This is a genomic window from Pseudoalteromonas byunsanensis (assembly GCF_001854475.1).
GTDB classification, from domain to species: domain Bacteria; phylum Pseudomonadota; class Gammaproteobacteria; order Enterobacterales; family Alteromonadaceae; genus Pseudoalteromonas; species Pseudoalteromonas byunsanensis.
In genome coordinates, this window is the sequence record NZ_MNAN01000035.1 from 444038 (window position 1) to 462476 (window position 18439).

General features: G+C 42.3%; 18 protein-coding genes. 12 read left to right on the forward strand and 6 right to left on the reverse strand.

Annotated features, from left to right (window positions below; genetic code table 11):
- Window positions 1-6 precede the first annotated feature (6 nt).
- Entirely contained in the window at window positions 7-1377 is a 1371-nt protein-coding gene (gene radA, locus BIW53_RS18230) for a DNA repair protein RadA (RefSeq protein ID WP_070993435.1), read from the reverse strand.
- 194 nt (window positions 1378-1571) lie between these two features.
- Between radA and BIW53_RS18235 the strand changes: the two genes are divergently transcribed.
- Window positions 1572-4070 carry a PilZ domain-containing protein gene (locus tag BIW53_RS18235; RefSeq protein WP_070993436.1) on the forward strand — a complete coding sequence of 833 codons (2499 nt, stop codon included), beginning with the start codon at window positions 1572-1574 and terminating at the stop codon, window positions 4068-4070.
- Between the two features lie 67 nt (window positions 4071-4137).
- On the opposite strand, the gene ampE is transcribed toward BIW53_RS18235, so the two are convergent.
- Window positions 4138-4989 carry a beta-lactamase regulator AmpE gene (gene ampE / locus BIW53_RS18240; protein ID WP_070993437.1) on the reverse strand — a complete coding sequence of 284 codons (852 nt, stop codon included), beginning with the start codon at window positions 4987-4989 and terminating at the stop codon, window positions 4138-4140.
- Window positions 4990-5003: 14 nt separating this feature from the next.
- Window positions 5004-5540 (reverse strand): 1,6-anhydro-N-acetylmuramyl-L-alanine amidase AmpD, encoded by a 537-nt coding sequence (gene ampD / locus BIW53_RS18245; RefSeq protein WP_070993438.1) that lies wholly within the window; start codon window positions 5538-5540, stop codon window positions 5004-5006.
- Between the two features lie 137 nt (window positions 5541-5677).
- Between ampD and nadC the strand changes: the two genes are divergently transcribed.
- The 7 genes from nadC to yacG all read left to right on the forward strand — a co-directional run bounded on the left by nadC (window position 5678) and on the right by yacG (window position 12250).
- A complete protein-coding gene (gene nadC / locus BIW53_RS18250) occupies window positions 5678-6538 on the forward strand; it encodes a carboxylating nicotinate-nucleotide diphosphorylase (RefSeq protein ID WP_070993439.1) in 861 nt (286 codons plus the stop codon).
- A gap of 269 nt (window positions 6539-6807) precedes the next feature.
- Window positions 6808-7269 (forward strand): pilin, encoded by a 462-nt coding sequence (locus BIW53_RS21240; protein ID WP_070993440.1) that lies wholly within the window; start codon window positions 6808-6810, stop codon window positions 7267-7269.
- 68 nt (window positions 7270-7337) lie between these two features.
- A complete protein-coding gene (locus BIW53_RS18260) occupies window positions 7338-8567 on the forward strand; it encodes a type II secretion system F family protein (RefSeq protein ID WP_070993441.1) in 1230 nt (409 codons plus the stop codon).
- Between the two features lie 40 nt (window positions 8568-8607).
- Window positions 8608-9483: a prepilin peptidase gene (locus BIW53_RS18265; protein ID WP_070993442.1), complete on the forward strand. Its 876-nt coding sequence runs from the start codon at window positions 8608-8610 to the stop codon at window positions 9481-9483.
- Between the two features lie 8 nt (window positions 9484-9491).
- Window positions 9492-10115: a dephospho-CoA kinase gene (gene coaE / locus BIW53_RS18270; protein ID WP_070993521.1), complete on the forward strand. Its 624-nt coding sequence runs from the start codon at window positions 9492-9494 to the stop codon at window positions 10113-10115.
- A 134-nt stretch (window positions 10116-10249) separates the two neighbouring features.
- Entirely contained in the window at window positions 10250-11938 is a 1689-nt protein-coding gene (pilB, locus tag BIW53_RS18275; RefSeq protein ID WP_070993443.1) for a type IV-A pilus assembly ATPase PilB, read from the forward strand.
- Between the two features lie 69 nt (window positions 11939-12007).
- Window positions 12008-12250 carry a DNA gyrase inhibitor YacG gene (yacG, locus tag BIW53_RS18280; RefSeq protein WP_070993444.1) on the forward strand — a complete coding sequence of 81 codons (243 nt, stop codon included), beginning with the start codon at window positions 12008-12010 and terminating at the stop codon, window positions 12248-12250.
- A 49-nt stretch (window positions 12251-12299) separates the two neighbouring features.
- Here the strand turns inward: yacG and BIW53_RS18285 are convergent, their stop codons facing one another.
- The gene (locus tag BIW53_RS18285; protein WP_070993445.1) at window positions 12300-12728 is read right to left on the reverse strand and encodes a Spy/CpxP family protein refolding chaperone; all 429 of its coding nucleotides are present in this window, start codon (window positions 12726-12728) and stop codon (window positions 12300-12302) included.
- Between the two features lie 152 nt (window positions 12729-12880).
- On the opposite strand from BIW53_RS18285, the gene BIW53_RS18290 reads away from it, so the two are divergent.
- From BIW53_RS18290 to BIW53_RS18300, 3 genes are read left to right on the forward strand one after another with little or no spacing between them, the layout of a single operon-like run.
- The gene (locus BIW53_RS18290; RefSeq protein WP_070993446.1) at window positions 12881-13567 is read left to right on the forward strand and encodes a response regulator transcription factor; all 687 of its coding nucleotides are present in this window, start codon (window positions 12881-12883) and stop codon (window positions 13565-13567) included.
- Window positions 13548-14960, forward strand: a complete 1413-nt coding sequence (locus tag BIW53_RS18295) for an ATP-binding protein (RefSeq protein WP_070993447.1) — start codon at window positions 13548-13550, stop codon at window positions 14958-14960. Before BIW53_RS18290 ends, BIW53_RS18295 begins: the two co-directional genes overlap by 20 nt.
- A complete protein-coding gene (locus BIW53_RS18300; protein ID WP_070993448.1) occupies window positions 14957-15925 on the forward strand; it encodes an alpha/beta fold hydrolase in 969 nt (322 codons plus the stop codon). Before BIW53_RS18295 ends, BIW53_RS18300 begins: the two co-directional genes overlap by 4 nt.
- Here the strand turns inward: BIW53_RS18300 and BIW53_RS18305 are convergent.
- Window positions 15877-16728, reverse strand: a complete 852-nt coding sequence (locus BIW53_RS18305) for a cation diffusion facilitator family transporter (protein WP_084228249.1) — start codon at window positions 16726-16728, stop codon at window positions 15877-15879. The genes BIW53_RS18300 and BIW53_RS18305 overlap by 49 nt on opposite strands.
- 226 nt (window positions 16729-16954) lie before the next feature.
- Between BIW53_RS18305 and trmL the strand changes: the two genes are divergently transcribed.
- Window positions 16955-17419 (forward strand): tRNA (uridine(34)/cytosine(34)/5-carboxymethylaminomethyluridine(34)-2'-O)-methyltransferase TrmL, encoded by a 465-nt coding sequence (trmL, locus tag BIW53_RS18310; RefSeq protein ID WP_070993449.1) that lies wholly within the window; start codon window positions 16955-16957, stop codon window positions 17417-17419.
- Between the two features lie 12 nt (window positions 17420-17431).
- Here the strand turns inward: trmL and gpsA are convergent, their stop codons facing one another.
- Window positions 17432-18439, reverse strand: a complete 1008-nt coding sequence (gene gpsA, locus BIW53_RS18315; RefSeq protein ID WP_070993450.1) for an NAD(P)H-dependent glycerol-3-phosphate dehydrogenase — start codon at window positions 18437-18439, stop codon at window positions 17432-17434.

Genomic DNA, 18439 nt, shown 5'->3' on the forward strand with positions numbered 1-18439 from the left:
TTCCTACTAAAATAACGCTTCTAGCGCTTCACTAAGACTATTAACACCAACAACTTCCATGCCTTCAATAGGCTCTTTTGGCTTGTTAGCATTGGGCACTATCGCACGTTTAAAACCATGCTTAGCAGCCTCTTTTAAGCGTTCTTGACCACTTGGAACCGGCCTTATTTCTCCGCCCAAGCCAACTTCACCAAACACCACCAGCTGTCGATCTAATGCATAATTTTTAAAGCTTGATACCAAAGCTACGATCAAAGCCAGATCCGCACTGGTTTCTGAGACTTTCACGCCACCAACCACATTAACAAATACGTCCTGATCCGCCACTTGTAATCCCCCATGGCGATGCAGCACAGCCAGTAACATGGCTAAACGGTTTTGTTCTAACCCCACAGTGACTCGTCTTGGGTTTGCTAACTGTGAATAATCAACCAGCGCCTGCACCTCGACAAGTAACGGACGTGTACCTTCCCAAATGACCATCACTAGAGAACCTGGGGTTTGTTCCTCACCTCGGTTAAGAAAAATAGCGGAAGGGTTACTGACTTCTTTGAGCCCCTGCCCCGTCATCGCAAACACACCAAGTTCATTAACCGCGCCAAAACGGTTTTTGTTACCGCGTAGAGTGCGAAAGCGACTATCTGAACTGCCTTCCAATAAAATTGAACAGTCAATACAGTGTTCCAGCACTTTGGGACCCGCCAAACTACCATCTTTCGTTACGTGACCAACCATAAAAATAGCGACTTGGTTTTGTTTTGCAAAGCGAGTTAAATAGGCCGCACTTTCTCGCACTTGAGAAACGCTTCCTGGCGCCGACTGTACATCACTCATGTGCATCACCTGAATGGAGTCGATAACCATAATACTGGGCTTTTCTTGTAAGGCCAGTTGGCAAATAGTTTCGACATTGGTCTCGGCCAACGTGCGTAATTTATTCGTGGGTAACCCCAAACGATGCGCCCGCATAGCAACCTGCTGTAACGACTCTTCTCCCGTTACATACAAGGTGTTCATGCTCTGTGCTAATAAGCACATGGTTTGCAACAATACTGTACTCTTACCCGCTCCTGGGGAGCCACCAATCAAGATAGCACTACCTGGCACAACTCCTCCTCCCAACACACGGTCAAACTCTTTAAAACCGGTGCTAAAACGAGGCAAGCTTTCAAGGTTTACTTCGTCTAAAGTTTGTACTTTAGCATCAACCATTCCAGCATATCCTGCCATTGCTGTACTGCGAGGAGGAGCCTTCACTGATGGCACACGAAACTCCGTCACCGTATTCCAAGCGCGGCACTCTGAACATTGCCCCTGCCATCTGGCAAATTCAGCGCCACAATCACTACATACAAAGGCTGTTTTCTTTTTAACCATACTTTAAGGCACACTTTTTGCTTATACTTATAACTCAATCTCTGTGCAATATAACCACTGCAATAGCAGACGAAGTTAACAGAATTGTTTAGAATAAATTAACTATGATTTAGTATTGTCATAGTTTTGGCTTGATATAACAAATAATAACTAATTAGCCTCAGGGCTTAAACACGGATAATTGATGGGTCATTATGGCTGAAGATAAGCTACAGAAGTATCAACCTCTGATCAAAGAGTTAAAATCGCAGTTGGGTAATCCCGACTTCGATAAGCTATTTGAGCAAATGACCAAGGATATTTCCAAACCCGATCGATTCTTGTTAAAAATGGAAATGTCTCGCTTATCTCAACCTATCGCGCGTTTTATCGACCTACGAGGACAGGTTGCAGGTGATGTTAAGCCTTATGAACATGAAGGTAAACAACACTTTATGGATGACCTAGCCATTGAGGTATTTGAGCGTGAAATAGCACGTCACGGTGGCTATACGCTAGCGGTGTATGAAGAAGTGATGCAAACCGAGAATAATTTTCGGGTCATGCAGAAAAAAGCACAAGATACTGAAAGCCTGGTTCAAGATGTTGTAGAGCAACAACCCGATCACGCTAAGCTAGTACGCTTTGCATCCTATGAAAGCCGCATTGAAGAGCGGATGAATTATTCAATTAAAATTTCTATTGAATTAGGTAAAGGCAATCAAGCCACTGGCACCACTTCAGATATTTCACTGAGCGGCGCAAAAATTAAACTCTCGGCAAAAGAGCGGGTTAACCCTGGACAATTGGTGAGCGTCAGGCTGACGGGGCTTGAGCAAGAATTTGAACTGGGTCTCAAAGAAGGGATCCAATATGAAGTGATTGCAGTTGAACCTATTTCTTCTGGTTTTCAGCATGTTAGGTTAAAAAGAACTTTTATTGAAAACAGTAGTTCATTTGATGAATTTCTTAATAGCTTTATTCACGGCAATAAACGCCGCTACAAAGTTAACCTAGACAATACGATGGACGCTATAACTTGCAAAGGTTACGAGCAATACTATCAACCTAGAGTCAATTCATTGTTTGTGTTCTTTTCGCAAAAGGAAAAGTTACTGTTACCCACGATTGCGTTAACCAACGAAAATAACGCATTTATTAACTATTACTTTGAAGACGAACGTAAATCATCCTGTTTATATCAAATTTTTTCTCAATCTCGTATGGCAACCATATTGGCACTGCCAAATGCCGTCAAAGAGTCGACAGTGTATAGCTTTACACATATAAAAGACGGAAAAATATATCACTATTCAGCATTCGACTTTGAGTTAGCTAAACAGCCTGACTTACGTAATTTATTCGTAGCTTATGGTTCTCAGAAAAGCAGTTGGCGTACCTACAAGGTGCAACTGATGCCAAGTCACCATGAAGATGCCTTTATCCCGTTATCGCTACCAGCTAATGCAAGCAAGAACATCGAAAAATTAAACAAACGCCCCACACCACGTGTGCAAAGTCATATTCAGGATATTAAATATTTATTATTACTGACGGATATTTCCTCCCAACATCAAAAAGAGGCATATCAAAAAGTACCTTTTGACAAAAACCTCGTTAATAAGCTCAAAGTTTTTGGTCGAGGAAAGACGCTCAACCCACCCAAGCTGGATGTGGTGTCACTTGATTACATAAACCTTCGAGCACACAAGCGATACCTGTATAAAACATCTGTAGTTTTACACATTGATGGGGCTCAATCTTGCCAAGGTCATACATTAGATTTTTCAGAAATGGGATTACAGGTAGAGCTTGCGCAGCCTACTGAGCTAACTAAAGGAAGCGTAATCCACTTAGATTTGCCTGATTTACAGAAAATTACTAAGCAATACACACTCAGTAATCTGCGATATGAAGTAGTTGCAGTTAGTAAAGCAAAAACTATTATAAACTTAAAAGTCAGTAAGCTAACCGACTTGCCTCAGGTGGCAAGTGAGTTTTTTAAACTATTAATTAATAGCAATAAAGACAAATTACAGCCTTGCAAAGAAGCGCCCAGAATACCCGGTTTGTCCACGGCACTAAGAAATATGATCACTAAAAGTGTGTGCCAATTCCCGTTTTATTTACATAAAGAAACATCACACTTTAAAATTGGTGCAGTGGGTATTGGCTTATACCCTACCCCCATACACCGCCTACTGATGCATTATCACAACGGCAAGCAAGGGCAATTAAATATGAAGCCACTGTTTCCTGCAGGTTTTATTGAAAGCCACTTAACAGAAGCGTTGCGTAAGCACAGCCGTAAAAGCAAGCCACTAAAATACACTCTGTTTGTCGCTTTTGACAACAAAGAAAAAGACATAAACAAGGCTTTGAAAGGTCAGTGTATCAGCCAAGAAGAGTCGCAAGAACCATTATTTCTGTTTCAGAAAAAGACCATTACTAAAAATATTTTGTTTGTATTTCACTTGCATGTGTCCAAAACAGGTCGCCCTGATACGGACTATCTGGCGAATGAACTGCGCTATGTGAGCCACTACGCATTACATAAAGCAAAAGAGCTCGAAGAAGGGTTATGGAAAGTAACTGGTGTTTGCGATTTAATAGATGTCACTGATGAACACCTACGCACTTTGGACATTGACACTAAACTTATCACAGCAATGAGATTAAGAAAGCAAACTTGGCTAAAAGCGTTGTTAAATTAATGCATTAGGGTAAATACGCCACACCTTGGCATATTTACCCTCTGTCTTGCAGCTTAATTAAAGCGTATTAAGCCAAATTTCCAAACAACGTTAATAACGCTATCAATACTAAATAGAACAATATATTTCGCTTTACTAAGCGCATCATACAGCTTGCTTCATAAGTACAGCCTACATATTGCTGCTCTATTTGCTCCGCGGCCAATGCGGTAGAGGTGACGACTCGACGATTTGGTACCTTAAAATCGAGCACGTATTTAACCCAACAACTGGTTCCTTTAGAAAAGTTACCAATGATCAAATAACCAAAACTGGTCAGTCTGGCCGGTATCCAATCGAACCAATGTAGCAGAGTTTCAAAACGAGCTTGATGGGCCTTTAAAGGGTGTTCTGAATTATCTACCATGTCGTCATACAGACTGCGCGATATCGCATAGAGCACAGCCCCTGGAGCTCCTAGCATGACAAACCAAAACAGTACCGCACAATAGTGACGAAAATTGATCCAAACTAATGTTTGACCAAACCACTCTCCATCTTTTTCAAGCTCTGTACGCTTTTGTCCCATTTGCAGAGCATACAAGGTTGCCGCTTCATTATCGCCCCGCGTCAAAGCATTTAAGTAGCCTTTATAGCGCGCTCTGTGATGAGCACAACCAAAACAAATCAATAACAAGCATGTGTTCAAAACCAATTGCGCTAAAACTATATCAAATACATTGTAGACGATAGCAACCAAAATACTGGGCACAATCAGCCAGATCAATACACCAAAACCAGAGTTCATAATGCCTTTGAGCATGCCACTATTAACACTGTGTGATAAGTAACCACTGCTATAATAACTCATCTGCCAATAATCGCCTTTGGCAGCCAATCGCTCAATCGCCAACGCTAGAATGATCGAAATTAAAATCATGTGTGACTCTTTTATTATTCAAGTTGATGAAAAAATTCAGACCACTGAAATGCTGGTCCGGGATCCGTTTTTCTACCTGGTGCAATATCGCAATGGCCCACTATCCGCTGCTTTGAAATAGCTGGATAAGCTGCCATTAACTCCTTTGTTAAAGCGACCAGCCGCTCATACTGCGCCTCACTATATGGCGTATTGTCAGTGCCTTCAAGCTCAATGCCAATACTAAAATCATTACACCGCTGACGGCCCTCAAAACTCGACATACCAGCATGCCAAGCTCGCTTATTAAATGGTACATACTGAAGCACTTGCCCATCGCGACGAATAAAACAGTGTGCAGACACCTCCACCCCTCTTAAGTCACAAAAACTTGGATGAGCGTCGCAATCAAGTGTGCCGCAAAACAAATCATCTACATACGAAGTTGCAAACTCTCCCGCTGGCAATGATATGTTATGGATCACCAATAAAGAGATAGTTTCATGCTCAGGCCTGTCATCATAAAAAGTACAAGGTCGTCTGCTCGCATAACTTAACCAATTTAGTGACATAATATAAAATGAACGCTAATAATCATACTCTTACCATATCAAGGTTGATATAAATTCACTAGCAGCGATTGTGTAAATGCGCGCAACACAGTAAAATTCGCACTCTCTCCATAATAGCTAAGACAAGTGACAGTACTATGCAAAGCCAACCTATCTCTAATGAACTAATAAGCCAATTGGTAAAACAAGCACTTAATGAAGATCTAAATTATCAGTCGGCGGCTGAGGGAGATATCACGGCACAGTTGATCCCAGAAACTGAGCAAGCACAAGCCTATGTCATCACTCGTGAAGATTGTGTGTTCTGCGCTAAGGAAGTAATTATTGAAGTGTTCAAACAGGTAGACCCACAGGTAAAAGTAGAAGTGCTTGTTAACGATGGCGACCATGTTAGCGCTAACTCTAAACTATTCACCGCATCAGGGTCTGCACGTGCGATTTTAACAGCAGAAAGAACTGCATTGAACTTTGTTCAGTCTCTGTCTGGCACCGCCACTACAACTGCTCGCTATGTAAAAGCCTTAGCAGGCAGCCAAACTCAACTATTGGACACCCGCAAAACTATTCCGGGGCTAAGAGCATTACAAAAGTATGCCGTTACCTGTGGTGGTGGCAAAAATCACCGCATCGGCCTATTTGATGCCTTTTTAATCAAAGAGAATCATATTGCGGCTTGTGGTGGTATTGCCAATGCGGTAGGTAAAGCGAAAGCGAACCACCCTAACAAGCCAGTTGAAGTTGAAGTTGAGAACCATGATGAACTCATGCAAGCACTGCAAGCTGGTGCCGACATCATTATGTTAGACAATTTTAGTGTCGATGACATCAAAAAAGCCGTTGAATTGACTCAGGGTAAAGCCAAACTTGAAGTATCCGGAAATATGACTTTGGAAACACTGACCACCTATGCTCAGGCTGGGGTTGACTTTATTTCTAGCGGCGCATTAACCAAGCACTTGCACAGTATCGATTTATCGATGCGTTTTGTTCAAAAATAAGCATAAATTATTCTAAATATTACAAATGATTGGCTCTAATAGATTGACAAGCGAGTCTTGAAACCGTTAAATACGACGAAAGAATGAGTTTAATGATAGGCAATAAAAAATGCCTTCGATAAGTTTGTTCGGCATTTCAATAGCAAACGTGCAATCAGTTGCTTTTAACGCCTATAATTGAAACTACCTAGTTTCAAAACCATAAAGATTTTAATATCTTTCTAACTTAGAATAACTGAGTTAGACAAAAATCCCTTAGGAGACACATCATGGCAAGACAACAACAGGGTGGTTTTACCCTTATAGAGTTGATGATAGTAGTAGCTATCATTGGTATTTTATCTGCTGTAGCATTGCCTGCGTATCAGGACTATGTTGCTCGCTCACAAGCATCGGAAGCGGTTTCACTTTCAGCTGGTGCGAAAACTGCACTTGCAGAATATTATCAAATTAACGGGTCGTTCCCAACAGAAAATACAACTCCAACAACCACCAGCTTAGGTGCAACCGGCACATACTCAAAGCTGGTTGTGAACGATGGAGGAGAAATTGTAGTGACTATGGATGAAAATGATGCTGTGACGGCACTACAAGGTGAAACTTTCACATTTACAGCTGTAACAACAGACAACGCATTTAAATGGACCTGTGTGAGTAGCCTGACTGACGCAAACTTAGTGCCTCAAGGCTGTTCAGCAACAGCAACAACAACAACGCCTACAGGCCCTTAATAAAAAAGTTTTTAAAAGCAGTTGTTTAACAACTGCTTTTTCTTCTTACTTTACAGCAGCGGTGTAATATGGCGAAAAATACAAGTGAGAAATCCCTAGACACCTTCCAGTGGGTTGGCGTAAGCACCCGAGGCAAACGTCTTGAAGGAGAAATGACAGGCTCCAGTATCGCCTTAGTAAAAGCACAGTTACGCAAACAAGGTATCACCCCCTCCAAAGTAAAACGTAAGCCTAAAGCGATTTTCGGCCTCAATCGCAGTCCAAAGATTAGCCCTAAGGATATTGCGGTAACAACCCGTCAGATTGCTACCATGCTCAATGCAGGTGTGCCGCTTATTCAAGTTTTGGATATGATAGGCTCTGGCATTAATAACAAAAGCCTCAAAAAACTCATTTCCAGCATCGCCGACGAAGTACGTGCAGGCCAGCCACTGTCTAAATCACTGCGTGCTTATCCCCGACATTTTGATGATTTGTACTGCGATCTTGTGCAATCTGGCGAACAGTCTGGTTCGCTCGACCATGTATTTGAGCGTATTGCCATCTACAAAGAAAAAGCAGAAGCACTGAAATCGAAAATTAAAAAAGCACTATTTTACCCGATCGCAGTCGTCGTTGTAGCCCTAGTTGTAACTTCTATTTTATTGATATTTGTGGTGCCACAGTTTCAGGAAATCTTTAATGGCTTTGGTGCCGAGCTACCCGCATTTACCCTCATGGTTATCGCTATCTCAGAGATGATGCAGAAATACTGGTGGATAGTGCTCGGCGTGCTATTTTTCGGTGGCTACCTTTACAAAGAAATGTTGTTTAAATCAAAAGCACTACGTAACTTTAATGACAGATTACTATTAAGACTGCCCGTTGTTGGCGCTATTTTAGATAAAGCAGCAGTGGCACGTTATGCCAGAACTTTGTCTACCACATTTGCAGCGGGTGTTCCATTGATTGACGCACTTGACTCTGCCGCTGGCGCCTCTGGAAATGCGATTTTCCGTGATGCCATTTTAGACATAAAAAGTGAAGTCAGCTCTGGTAATCAAATGAACTGGGCCATGAGAAATACCAGTGTTTTTCCTGATATGGTGATCCAAATGGTGGCCATTGGTGAAGAGTCAGGTTCACTAGACAGTATGCTGGCAAAAGTCGCAAGTATTTACGAGCAGGAAGTCGATGACTTGGTAGATGGCCTATCAAGTTTGCTTGAGCCGCTAATCATGGCGGTCCTTGGCGTACTAATCGGCGGTCTTATCATCGCTATGTATTTACCTATCTTTCAGCTGGGTTCGGTTATTTAAGCCTAACCCATTAAACTCTAAACGAAAAATAAGAATAGTTATGCTAGATGTCTTTGTGTTAATGCAAGCTCAAACTTGGTTTTTTTTGCTTTGTGTCGGTTTAATTAGCCTATGCATTGGCAGTTTTTTAAATGTGGTTATCTATCGGCTTCCTGTGATGCTACATAAACAATGGCGCAACGAGTGCAAGTTAATACTTAGTGAATCTAACGATGAGCCCCAAGCCGAAATATTTAATTTAGCGGTACCAGGCTCTCACTGCCCAAGCTGCAACACCAAAATTAAGTTTTGGCAGAATATTCCACTGATAAGCTGGCTCTTATTACGGGGTAAATGTGCCAAGTGTAAAACAGCAATTTCTGTACGCTATCCATTAGTTGAGCTCGGAACCGCTTTAGTTTCTCTGTTTATCGCTCTGCGCTTTGGTGCAACCCCACAGTGTTTACTGTATTTAATACTGACATGGGCGCTCATCGCGCTGATCTTTATTGATATTGATCACATGTTACTGCCTGATCAAATCACCCTACCGTTATTATGGCTTGTGTTACTTGCCAGTGTACAAGGACTTACCATCTCGCCCAAAGAAGCGATTATTGGGGCAGCGGTTGGCTATCTTAGTTTGTGGAGTGTTTACTGGTTATTTAAATTAGCCACCGGTAAAGAAGGTATGGGCTATGGTGACTTTAAATTGCTCGCAATTTTTGGTGCTCTGCTTGGCTGGCAAGCTATCTTAACCATAGTTTTATTGTCCAGTGTTGTGGGTGCCATCATAGGTAGTATCCAGTTAGCAATACAAGGCAAAGACAAAAGTACGCCTATTCCCTTTGGTCCTTATCTGGCGATTGCTGGGTGGCTCACCATGTTATACGGTGATTTTATTGAAAGTTGGTATTTTAACTTAATTCTTGCGTGAGTGATGTTATGAGTAACTGGGTCTTAGGGTTAACCGGAGGCATTGGTGCCGGAAAAACCGCAGTAAGTAATGCTCTGGCTGATAAAGGAATCGAGATTGTCGACGCCGATGTCATCGCCAGAGATGTTGTCGCCAAGGACAGTCCCGGTCTCAATGCCATCGTTAATAAATTTGGGGCTGATATGTTATTGGCTGACGGCAGTTTAAATAGAGCCAAACTACGTGAACTGATCTTTTCCAACGCACACAGCAAAGCGTGGTTAGAGCAGCTGTTACATCCAATGATCCGCAGCGAAATTTTGACTCAACTAAATCAGGCTAGAAGCCCCTATGTTGTGCTCTCTGCCCCTTTATTATTTGAAAATAACCTTGATACGTTGTGCGATCACACTTTGCTAGTTGACGTACCCGAACATATTCAAGTAACGCGCACCACTGCGCGTGACAACGTAAAAACTGAGCAAGTAGAAAAAATCATTGCAGCACAGATGTCTCGGTCTGAGAAACAAAAACGCGCAGACACTATACTAAATAATGATAAATCATTAACTGATATGTATAATGAGTTAGAATTGTTACATCAAAACTTTGTCTCTTTTGCATTAAACCATTCAACAAGTAACTCGCATTAAGTAATGCTATTTGAGTTAACAGCGAACCGGACAACTCAGTGCTAACTCAATATAAGCTTGTTGCTGGTTCATAAGTTTATTTATAAGCAATTGATGTAGATTGAAGTAGTTGATATATCTTTATCTGAGGGCTTATGGAACATCATTCACCATTATTACGCAAATTTATTACGCTTGGTCGCGTAACCCCAGAGCAGATCAAGAATAAGCAACGAGAAGCGCAATCAACCGCTGAACTGATTTGTTTATGCAGTGGAATAAAAAGCGCTGAGCTTGCAGCGCAGTGCTTAGACCTGTTTCGTGTTCCATTATTTGACCTCAGTGAATTTGATATTGAGCAAATCCCTGAAAATCTAATCAACGAAAAGCTAATCCGTAAGCATCATGTATTACCTCTTTATAAAAAGGGCCGCAAACTCTATATCGCAGCTTCTGATCCAACTGATTATGGGGCATTTGAGAACTTCGAGTTTAGCTCTGGTTTACAGTGCGATGTAGTGGTAGTGGATCACAAACAACTTGAAAAGAAAATTGACCAGTTATTTGACTCTACCGGCGGGCTTTCACTGAGTGAAGATGAATTTCAAGAGTTTGCTAACCTTGATATTGAAGATGACCAAAAGTCGCTACAAAACGTCGAAAATAAAGAAAGAGACAAAGATGATGCCCCCATCATTGTGTATATTAATAAAATTTTGATGGATGCAATTAAAAAAGGAGCTTCTGACTTACACTTTGAGCCGTACGAACATAAGTATCGTATTCGCTTTCGAATTGATGGCCTACTACATGAGATGGCAAGCCCGCCAACATCTTTGTCTACACGACTTGCCGCGCGTATTAAGGTGATGTCTCGTCTAGACATTTCAGAAAAACGCAAGCCTCAAGATGGTCGTATTAAATTAAAGATCTCCGAACGCAAGAGTATTGATTTTCGTGTCAGCACCATGCCCACTATGTGGGGTGAGAAAATCGTGATGCGTATCCTCGATTCTTCAAGCGCCATGATGGGAATTGATGCGCTTGGCTACGAGCCTGAGCAAAAACAGATATATCTGAATGCGCTGGAGCAGCCTCAAGGTATGATCTTGGTAACAGGTCCAACAGGTTCAGGTAAGACAGTATCACTGTATACCGGTCTCAACATTCTCAATAAGCCCGAGCGAAATATAAGTACCGCGGAAGATCCTGTGGAAATTAATCTGGAAGGGATTAATCAGGTTCAGATTAATCCAAAAACAGAAATGACGTTCGCCAATGCACTCAAAGCATTTTTACGCCAAGATCCTGATGTGATCATGGTCGGTGAGATCCGTGATTTAGAGACCGCGGAAATCTCTATCAAGGCAGCCCAAACTGGACACCTTGTTATGAGTACACTACATACCAATTCAGCGCCTGAGACACTGACAAGACTACTCAATATGGGGGTCCCTGCTTATAACGTAGCCAGTTCAGTAAATTTGATTATTGCACAACGATTAGCACGTCGTTTGTGTAACCACTGTAAGGCCCCTGAAACTTTGCCTAAAGACGAGTTGCTCAAACAAGGCTTCAGCGAAACACAAACTTTCAACATCACACTTTTTACTCCACAAGGCTGTGAACATTGCACTGATGGTTACAAAGGACGCGTTGGTATTTATGAAATGGTACCAATCACTCCTGAAATTTCGCAGTTGATCATGTCAGGTGGCAACTCGATGCAAATAGCGCAAATGGCTCAACAACTTGGCTATGCAAACTTAAGAACCTCGGGACTAAAAAAGGCGGCATCAGGCTTAACGTCGTTAAGTGAGATCAACCGTGTTACAAGCTTTTAGTGACACGGTTCTGGCATCTAGGTGTTAATTTAATTAGACTGTCGCCACACTACTTCAAGGGAGCTTTCTATGCCCACTATCGTTAAATGCCCAACCTGCCAAATTGATGTGACTTGGTCACAGCAAAGTCCTAATCGCCCTTTTTGTTCAAAGCGATGCCAACTAATTGACTTGGGAGAGTGGTCGTTTGAAAACAATAAAATATCAACTGCCGTCACATCAGATACCCAAATGAATGTGCAAGATCAGCAAGAAATGATCGAAGATATTGAAGCGATGCTGGCAAAACATGAAGATTCTTTTTTTCAATAAGTGTTAAAACACCACCGAGGGGCCTATAGACTCTCGGTGGTCGCAACGACTATTTATCATGTCTTTTCATTTTACGGTGTTCAATCTTAGCCAATTTTTCACGTTGTTCTTGATTTAATACCTGCTTGATCTGATGTTTACTCTTCAATTTCGCAAGTAGTGCTTCATTCTTTGCTTCGCTGGTTTTTGCAATCAAAGTTTTGGCTTGTTGTTCGTCAAAGTACTCACTTTCCATGAGCGCTTTGAACTCATCTTTATACTCTGCTCGTGACATTTTTAAGGCTTTCATGGCCGACTTTTTCTGCTCTAGGATCTGAGCAATCTTATCTTGCTGATCCTGACTTAGATTGAGCTTTGCTACAGCCTTTTCTGTTAGTAAAAAGTGTTTGTCATGATGTCCATGCCCAGCTTGAGCTAAAGACGCAAATAATAAAGTGCCTGTAAGTGCCAATACGCTCAGTGTCGATATTACTTTCATAAGGAATTCCTCTAGGTTATCAATGAATATGCATTATTAGCTTAATCACTCTGATGCAAAGCAACGCAAAGCAATGTAAAGGCTGTGTAAAGATCTGCAATTTAATATTTTGCAAGGTAAACTATTCTTATAGGCACATAAGAAAAGACGTTATGAGTAAGCTGCTATTAATTGAAGATGATCACACTTTGAGTGATTTACTATGTGAATACCTGAGCGCTCAAGGCTGTGAAGTCTCGCAAGCCTTTGATGGTGAAGAAGGTTTAAAGATGGCCACCAGTGAGTCATTTGATGTTATCTTGCTCGATGTCATGCTACCTATTTTAGATGGTTTTGAAGTACTTAAAAAACTTAGGGCAACGCACTTAACACCAGTGATTATGCTCACTGCCAAGGGAGATGATTTTGACCGCATATTTGGCCTTGAGTTAGGTGCTGATGACTATCTACCAAAACCATTTAATCACAGAGAGTTACTCGCTCGCATACATGCAATTGGTCGCCGTATCGATTACGTAAAACAAGCAAGTCAGCAAACACAACTCATGAATATCAACCATGTCACACTCAATGAGTCTGCACGCCGAGTCAGTGTAGATGGACATGAACTCACCCTTACAGGGACTGAATTTGCAGTTTTGTATCAACTCATGGTCCATGTTGGTAAAGTCGTCAGTAAAGATGCACTGAGCCAACATGTTCTCGGTCGGCGTTTAGCACCTTTTGACCGCTCTATCGATGTGCATGTCAGTAATTTGCGCAAGAAAATCGCCAAATACAATGATACCAACTGCATCCAAACTATTAGAGGCAGCGGCTATGTCTTCTTGGATCAGTAAAGTTCAACAACGTTATCAAAAGGCACGTAAAAAAATCCGTCCTTCCGGGCTTTTTTTCCAAGCTTTTATGAGCTTTTGGCTCACTATTATCAGTATTTTGGTACTACTGGTTGTGCTAAGTCAGCTACAACCTGAGCGACTTGAAACAAAAGCTTTAAAAGGTAAGTTATTAGATTCATTGGTGCACCTACAACACAACATCGAAAGATTGGTAAATGTCAAACACAAGCCTCTTGAGAAAGTCATCAGCCACCCAAGATTTAATGAACATAAATGGCTGTATTTGGCTCATTCAAACATAGAGCAAAGCCTGACTTCACAACCTAATAAGCACAACTTAGATTTGTCTTTACTGCACTTTGAGGAGCCTCAGGCTCCCCTGTTTATCGCCACAGAGCGTTACTTTGCTTATGGTCCATTTGAGATAAGTACTCAAGGTGAACGTTATCAGCTATTTCAAATTAAACCTTTGCGCGATCCTCCTTTGTTAATGCGCATGAAAATGCTGCCATTTTGGCTCAAAGCACTCTCAGTGCTGTTGCCTTCCGTGCTACTGAGCATCCTCTTTAGTCGTCGTCTCGTTGCCCCTCTCAACTCTTTAGGTACCAGTGCGAAAGCACTGGCATCTGGAGAACTTACAGCGCGTGTAAAAATTCCAAAACATCGGCACGATGAAGTCACGACACTGATGCACGACTTCAACCATATGGCAGACAAACTTGAGCAAAGCGTTAACACGCATAAACAGCTATTGGCCGATGTATCCCACGAGCTGCGTTCTCCGCTTACTCGCTTGAGTCTGGCCAATGCCCTCGCTCAAGACAACGCAAACGAGCAGCAACTCGCCTATTTGACTAGAATTGAAAAAGAAGCCCAATGTCTAGATAAGATGCTATCTGATATTCTAACCCTATCACGCCTAGAACACGGGCAGCAGACATTGCATATACAGCAAGTAAGCATGACTTCACTACTTGATAACTTGCTGCTTGATGCGCAATTTGAAGCAGACCAAATGAGTAAAGAGTTGAACGTTGCAACACTACCAAAGCTGACATTAGAGTGTGATGGAGACTTGCTAAGCAGTGCGATTGAAAATGTACTGCGTAATGCCATCAGGTATGCTCGCCAAGCTATAAATGTGTCCTTTACAGTAACGAATAACCAGGTTGAAATTTGTATCACTGATGATGGAGAAGGAGTATCTGATGACGCGCTCCAACAATTATGCCAGCCTTTTTTTCGCACCAGTCAGTCGAGGAACCGTGATAGTGGTGGGATTGGATTAGGCTTAGCCATTGCCAAAAGAGCTATTTTCGCGCACCATGGTACTTTGGCGTTCAAACACAATCAGCCCCATGGCCTTTTAGTGACAATGACACTACCAATATGAATTTTTATAGCTACAGCTCCTCATTAGCGCTACATAATGGCGACATCGAAAAGCACTGGCAACAATCTCAGCAAGGCTATTTTGTTGGCACCTCTGGGCGGTTATTTTATAGCTACCATATACCTGTGGCTGCAAAATATAGCGTAGTACTGGTCAATGGCCGCATTGAATCCGCTTGGAAATATCAAGAGTTGCTGTGGGAGTTAGCACAAAATAACATCGCCGTATTTACATACGATCATATTGGTCAAGGGCTGTCTGAGCGATTAACTCGCAACCCTCAGGTTGGCTATGTAAAACGATTTTCCGACTATAGCGATGACTTAAACACCTTTATTGATACCATTGTACGACCACAACAAAAAGGTGAGCTGTTTATATTGGCGCATTCAATGGGAGCGGCCATAACATGTGACTACCTAGCTCGTCATGATAATCCTATCAGTGGGGCCTTTTTATCTGCACCTATGTTTGATATTCACACTCATAACACGCCGTATCAACTGGCCAAGTGGGTAGCCAAGGTAGGTTGTTGGCTTGGGCTTAGTAAATTCTATGCCATTGGGCAAAGTAACTATCTCAGCCTGCCATTTGACGAAAACCAACTCACACACTGTCACACTCGCTATCAACGTTTTCGAACCTTGTACCAAAACGAGGCTGAACTGTGTTTAGGTGGCGTAAGCTTTGGTTGGCTTAATCAAGCGTTTGAGTTCATCAGCTCAATTCCAAAGCTCGATATTCACTGTCCGTTATTTATTGCCAGTGCCGAGCTGGACGAAGTTGTCGATAATCGTGCCCAAGCAGCATTTGTACAAAGCCATCCTACGGTTCAATTACACACGTTTACAGGTGCCAGACACGAACTTTTATGTGAGCAAGATGCTATCCGCTATGCGGTGATGGAACATTTCTATCAATTTTGTGACGGTCTGGCTTTTACCGCCAAAGACACAGGGTCCTGATGTATCAGTATATCCAATTCACCTTCAAAAGCCTGTTGGATCATCGCGACCACTTCATCAGATACCGCATGAGCACGCATCAAAGGCATATCATCATCAAGTTCTAGATGTAATTGGATAAATTTCACTTTACCACTTTGACGGGTGCGTAAATCGTGCACTCCAAATACTTCTTCATGACTCGAAGCTAACAATACTATCTCGGCTTTTTCTTCATCTGGAAGCTCCTTATCCATCAAGTGTCCTGCACTTTCTTTTGCAATGTCCCAGCAATTGTAAAGGAGATATCCAGCAACTCCGATAGCAAAAATAGGATCCGCATGAGCCATCCCATAATAGGAAAGTAAAATAGCCACCAAAACCGCCAAATTCAGCAGAATATCTCCCTTATAATGCAGTGAATCCGCTTTTACGGCGACCGAATGTGTACGTTTGACCACTTGATGTTGAACCGTTACCACTAACAAGGTACAGACAATAGCAAACAAACTCACCCATACTCCCAGCAAAGAATGCTTAAGTACCACGGGATTAAACAACCGCTCTATAGCATGAAATGTAAGTAAAATCGCCGAACCCGCTATAAATGCCGCTTGCCCTAAACCGGCCAAAGCCTCTGCTTTACCATGCCCAAAACGATGCTCATCATCAGCTGGTCGCAACGCATAACTTAACACCAAAAAGCTCATCATCGACGCGCTAATATCCAGCAAAGAATCCGTCAGCGATCCCAACATTGAAGCGCTTCCAGAAGCCAACCAAGCCCAACATTTGGTCGCTATCATTAAGCTCACCATCACCATAGTGAATATACTCGCAAAGCGAACTAGTACATCATAACTTGGTTTCACAACTTCTCCAGTATTCTTACTTCATGCTGATTTGCAAAAGTACTCATCATTTCAATAGTGTACAGTTTAGCTAAATGAAGTGAAATATTGATGACATATAAGCGTAAAACAATATACAAGACTTACCCATAACTTGGCATTTGGTTATACTAAGCTCAGCTAATTTTTCGAGGTTATTATGTTAGATATTGTGCTTTACCAACCTGAGATCCCACCCAATACGGGAAACATCATTCGTTTGTGCGCTAATACGGGCTATGCGCTGCACCTGATTGAACCTTTGGGGTTTGAGTGGGATGACAAACGAGTTAAACGCGCGGGATTGGATTATCATGAGTTTAGCAATGTACAAAGACATGCCTCATTTGAAGACTACCTGCAAGCTTGCCAGCCAAAACGCGTATTTGCTTGCACAACTAAAGGTAAAAAATATCATCATCAGCCAGAATATCAGGCTGGAGATTGCTTGCTTTTTGGCCCTGAAACACGTGGGTTACCTGAAGAGATTATTTTTTCATTACCTGAAGAACAACGCCTACGCATCCCAATGCGCCCAGATAGCCGCAGTATGAACTTATCCAACGCAGTGGCCGTGTTTGTATACGAATCATGGCGTCAGCTCGATTTCGCTAACGCAAAATAAAAAAAGCGGAGTTTATTCCGCTTTTTGTTCTCTTCCAAGCAGCGCCATAGCTGCTTCCTTTACATCTTTTTGCTGATACAGCACTTGATATATCTGTTCAGTAATTGGCATTTCAATACCACTGCGTTGAGCCAACAAATAAACCTCTTTGGTATTTCTATAACCCTCAACAACCTGACCAATACTCTGCATTGCTTCATCAACACCAAGACCTTTGCCCAGTGCTAGGCCAAAACGACGATTGCGAGATTGATTATCCGTGCATGTTAAGATTAAATCTCCCAGCCCAGCCATCCCCATAAAGGTTTCTGGACGCGCACCAAGCGCTTTGCCTAACCGACAAAGTTCTGCAAGACCTCGAGTGATTAGCGCTGTACGAGCATTGGCACCAAAGCCAAATCCATCAGACATTCCAGCCCCAATCGCAATGACATTTTTCACGGCTCCACCAAGCTGAATTCCAATGAAGTCATCATTACTGTATACCCGAAAAGAACGCCCACAATGTAGCAACTTAGCAAGCTCTGAAGCAAAAGCCTTATCGGTCGCTGCAACAGAAATAGCTGTAGGTAATCCCGCCGCCATCTCTTTAGCAAAAGTTGGCCCCGATAGCACCGCCAAAGGAACTGAATCGCTCAATTGCTGCTGCGCCACTTCTTGTAACAAGCGACCAGTATCTGGTTCTAACCCTTTAGTCGCCCATGCAACTCTTGCATTTGGCAAAAGGTCATCACGGATCAGCGCTAGCGTGTCAGCAAATGCATGGCTTGGAACCACTAGCAATACAATTTCACTAGCTTGTACTGCACACTTTAGATCACTTTCAAGCTGTAATGATTCAGGAAACTGACAATCAGGCAAATAACGCTGGTTTCTACGCTCAGCTGCAAGCGTCGCAACGTCGTCTTTATTTCGCCCCCATAGTGTCACCTTGTGACCATTTCGGGCAAAACAAATAGCAAGGGCGGTGCCATAAGACCCCGCCCCTAATACAGTTACAGCTGACTGAACTGAACTCAT

Bases quoted from the DNA above. Each gene is read 5' to 3' on its own strand.
- BIW53_RS18285 (WP_070993445.1), bottom strand. From the start codon at position 12,728: ATGAAAGTAATATCGACACTGAGCGTATTGGCACTTACAGGCACTTTA.
- nadC (WP_070993439.1), top strand. From the start codon at position 5,678: ATGCAAAGCCAACCTATCTCTAATGAACTAATAAGCCAATTGGTAAAA.
- BIW53_RS18290 (WP_070993446.1), top strand. From the start codon at position 12,881: ATGAGTAAGCTGCTATTAATTGAAGATGATCACACTTTGAGTGATTTA.
- BIW53_RS18295 (WP_070993447.1), top strand. From the start codon at position 13,548: ATGTCTTCTTGGATCAGTAAAGTTCAACAACGTTATCAAAAGGCACGT.
- BIW53_RS18305 (WP_084228249.1), bottom strand. From the start codon at position 16,728: ATGGTGATGGTGAGCTTAATGATAGCGACCAAATGTTGGGCTTGGTTG.
- coaE (WP_070993521.1), top strand. From the start codon at position 9,492: ATGAGTAACTGGGTCTTAGGGTTAACCGGAGGCATTGGTGCCGGAAAA.
- BIW53_RS18265 (WP_070993442.1), top strand. From the start codon at position 8,608: ATGCTAGATGTCTTTGTGTTAATGCAAGCTCAAACTTGGTTTTTTTTG.
- yacG (WP_070993444.1), top strand. From the start codon at position 12,008: ATGCCCACTATCGTTAAATGCCCAACCTGCCAAATTGATGTGACTTGG.
- gpsA (WP_070993450.1), bottom strand. From the start codon at position 18,439: ATGAGTTCAGTTCAGTCAGCTGTAACTGTATTAGGGGCGGGGTCTTAT.
- BIW53_RS18260 (WP_070993441.1), top strand. From the start codon at position 7,338: ATGGCGAAAAATACAAGTGAGAAATCCCTAGACACCTTCCAGTGGGTT.
- trmL (WP_070993449.1), top strand. From the start codon at position 16,955: ATGTTAGATATTGTGCTTTACCAACCTGAGATCCCACCCAATACGGGA.
- BIW53_RS18300 (WP_070993448.1), top strand. From the start codon at position 14,957: ATGAATTTTTATAGCTACAGCTCCTCATTAGCGCTACATAATGGCGAC.
- radA (WP_070993435.1), bottom strand. From the start codon at position 1,377: ATGGTTAAAAAGAAAACAGCCTTTGTATGTAGTGATTGTGGCGCTGAA.
- ampD (WP_070993438.1), bottom strand. From the start codon at position 5,540: ATGTCACTAAATTGGTTAAGTTATGCGAGCAGACGACCTTGTACTTTT.
- pilB (WP_070993443.1), top strand. From the start codon at position 10,250: ATGGAACATCATTCACCATTATTACGCAAATTTATTACGCTTGGTCGC.
- BIW53_RS18235 (WP_070993436.1), top strand. From the start codon at position 1,572: ATGGCTGAAGATAAGCTACAGAAGTATCAACCTCTGATCAAAGAGTTA.
- ampE (WP_070993437.1), bottom strand. From the start codon at position 4,989: ATGATTTTAATTTCGATCATTCTAGCGTTGGCGATTGAGCGATTGGCT.
- BIW53_RS21240 (WP_070993440.1), top strand. From the start codon at position 6,808: ATGGCAAGACAACAACAGGGTGGTTTTACCCTTATAGAGTTGATGATA.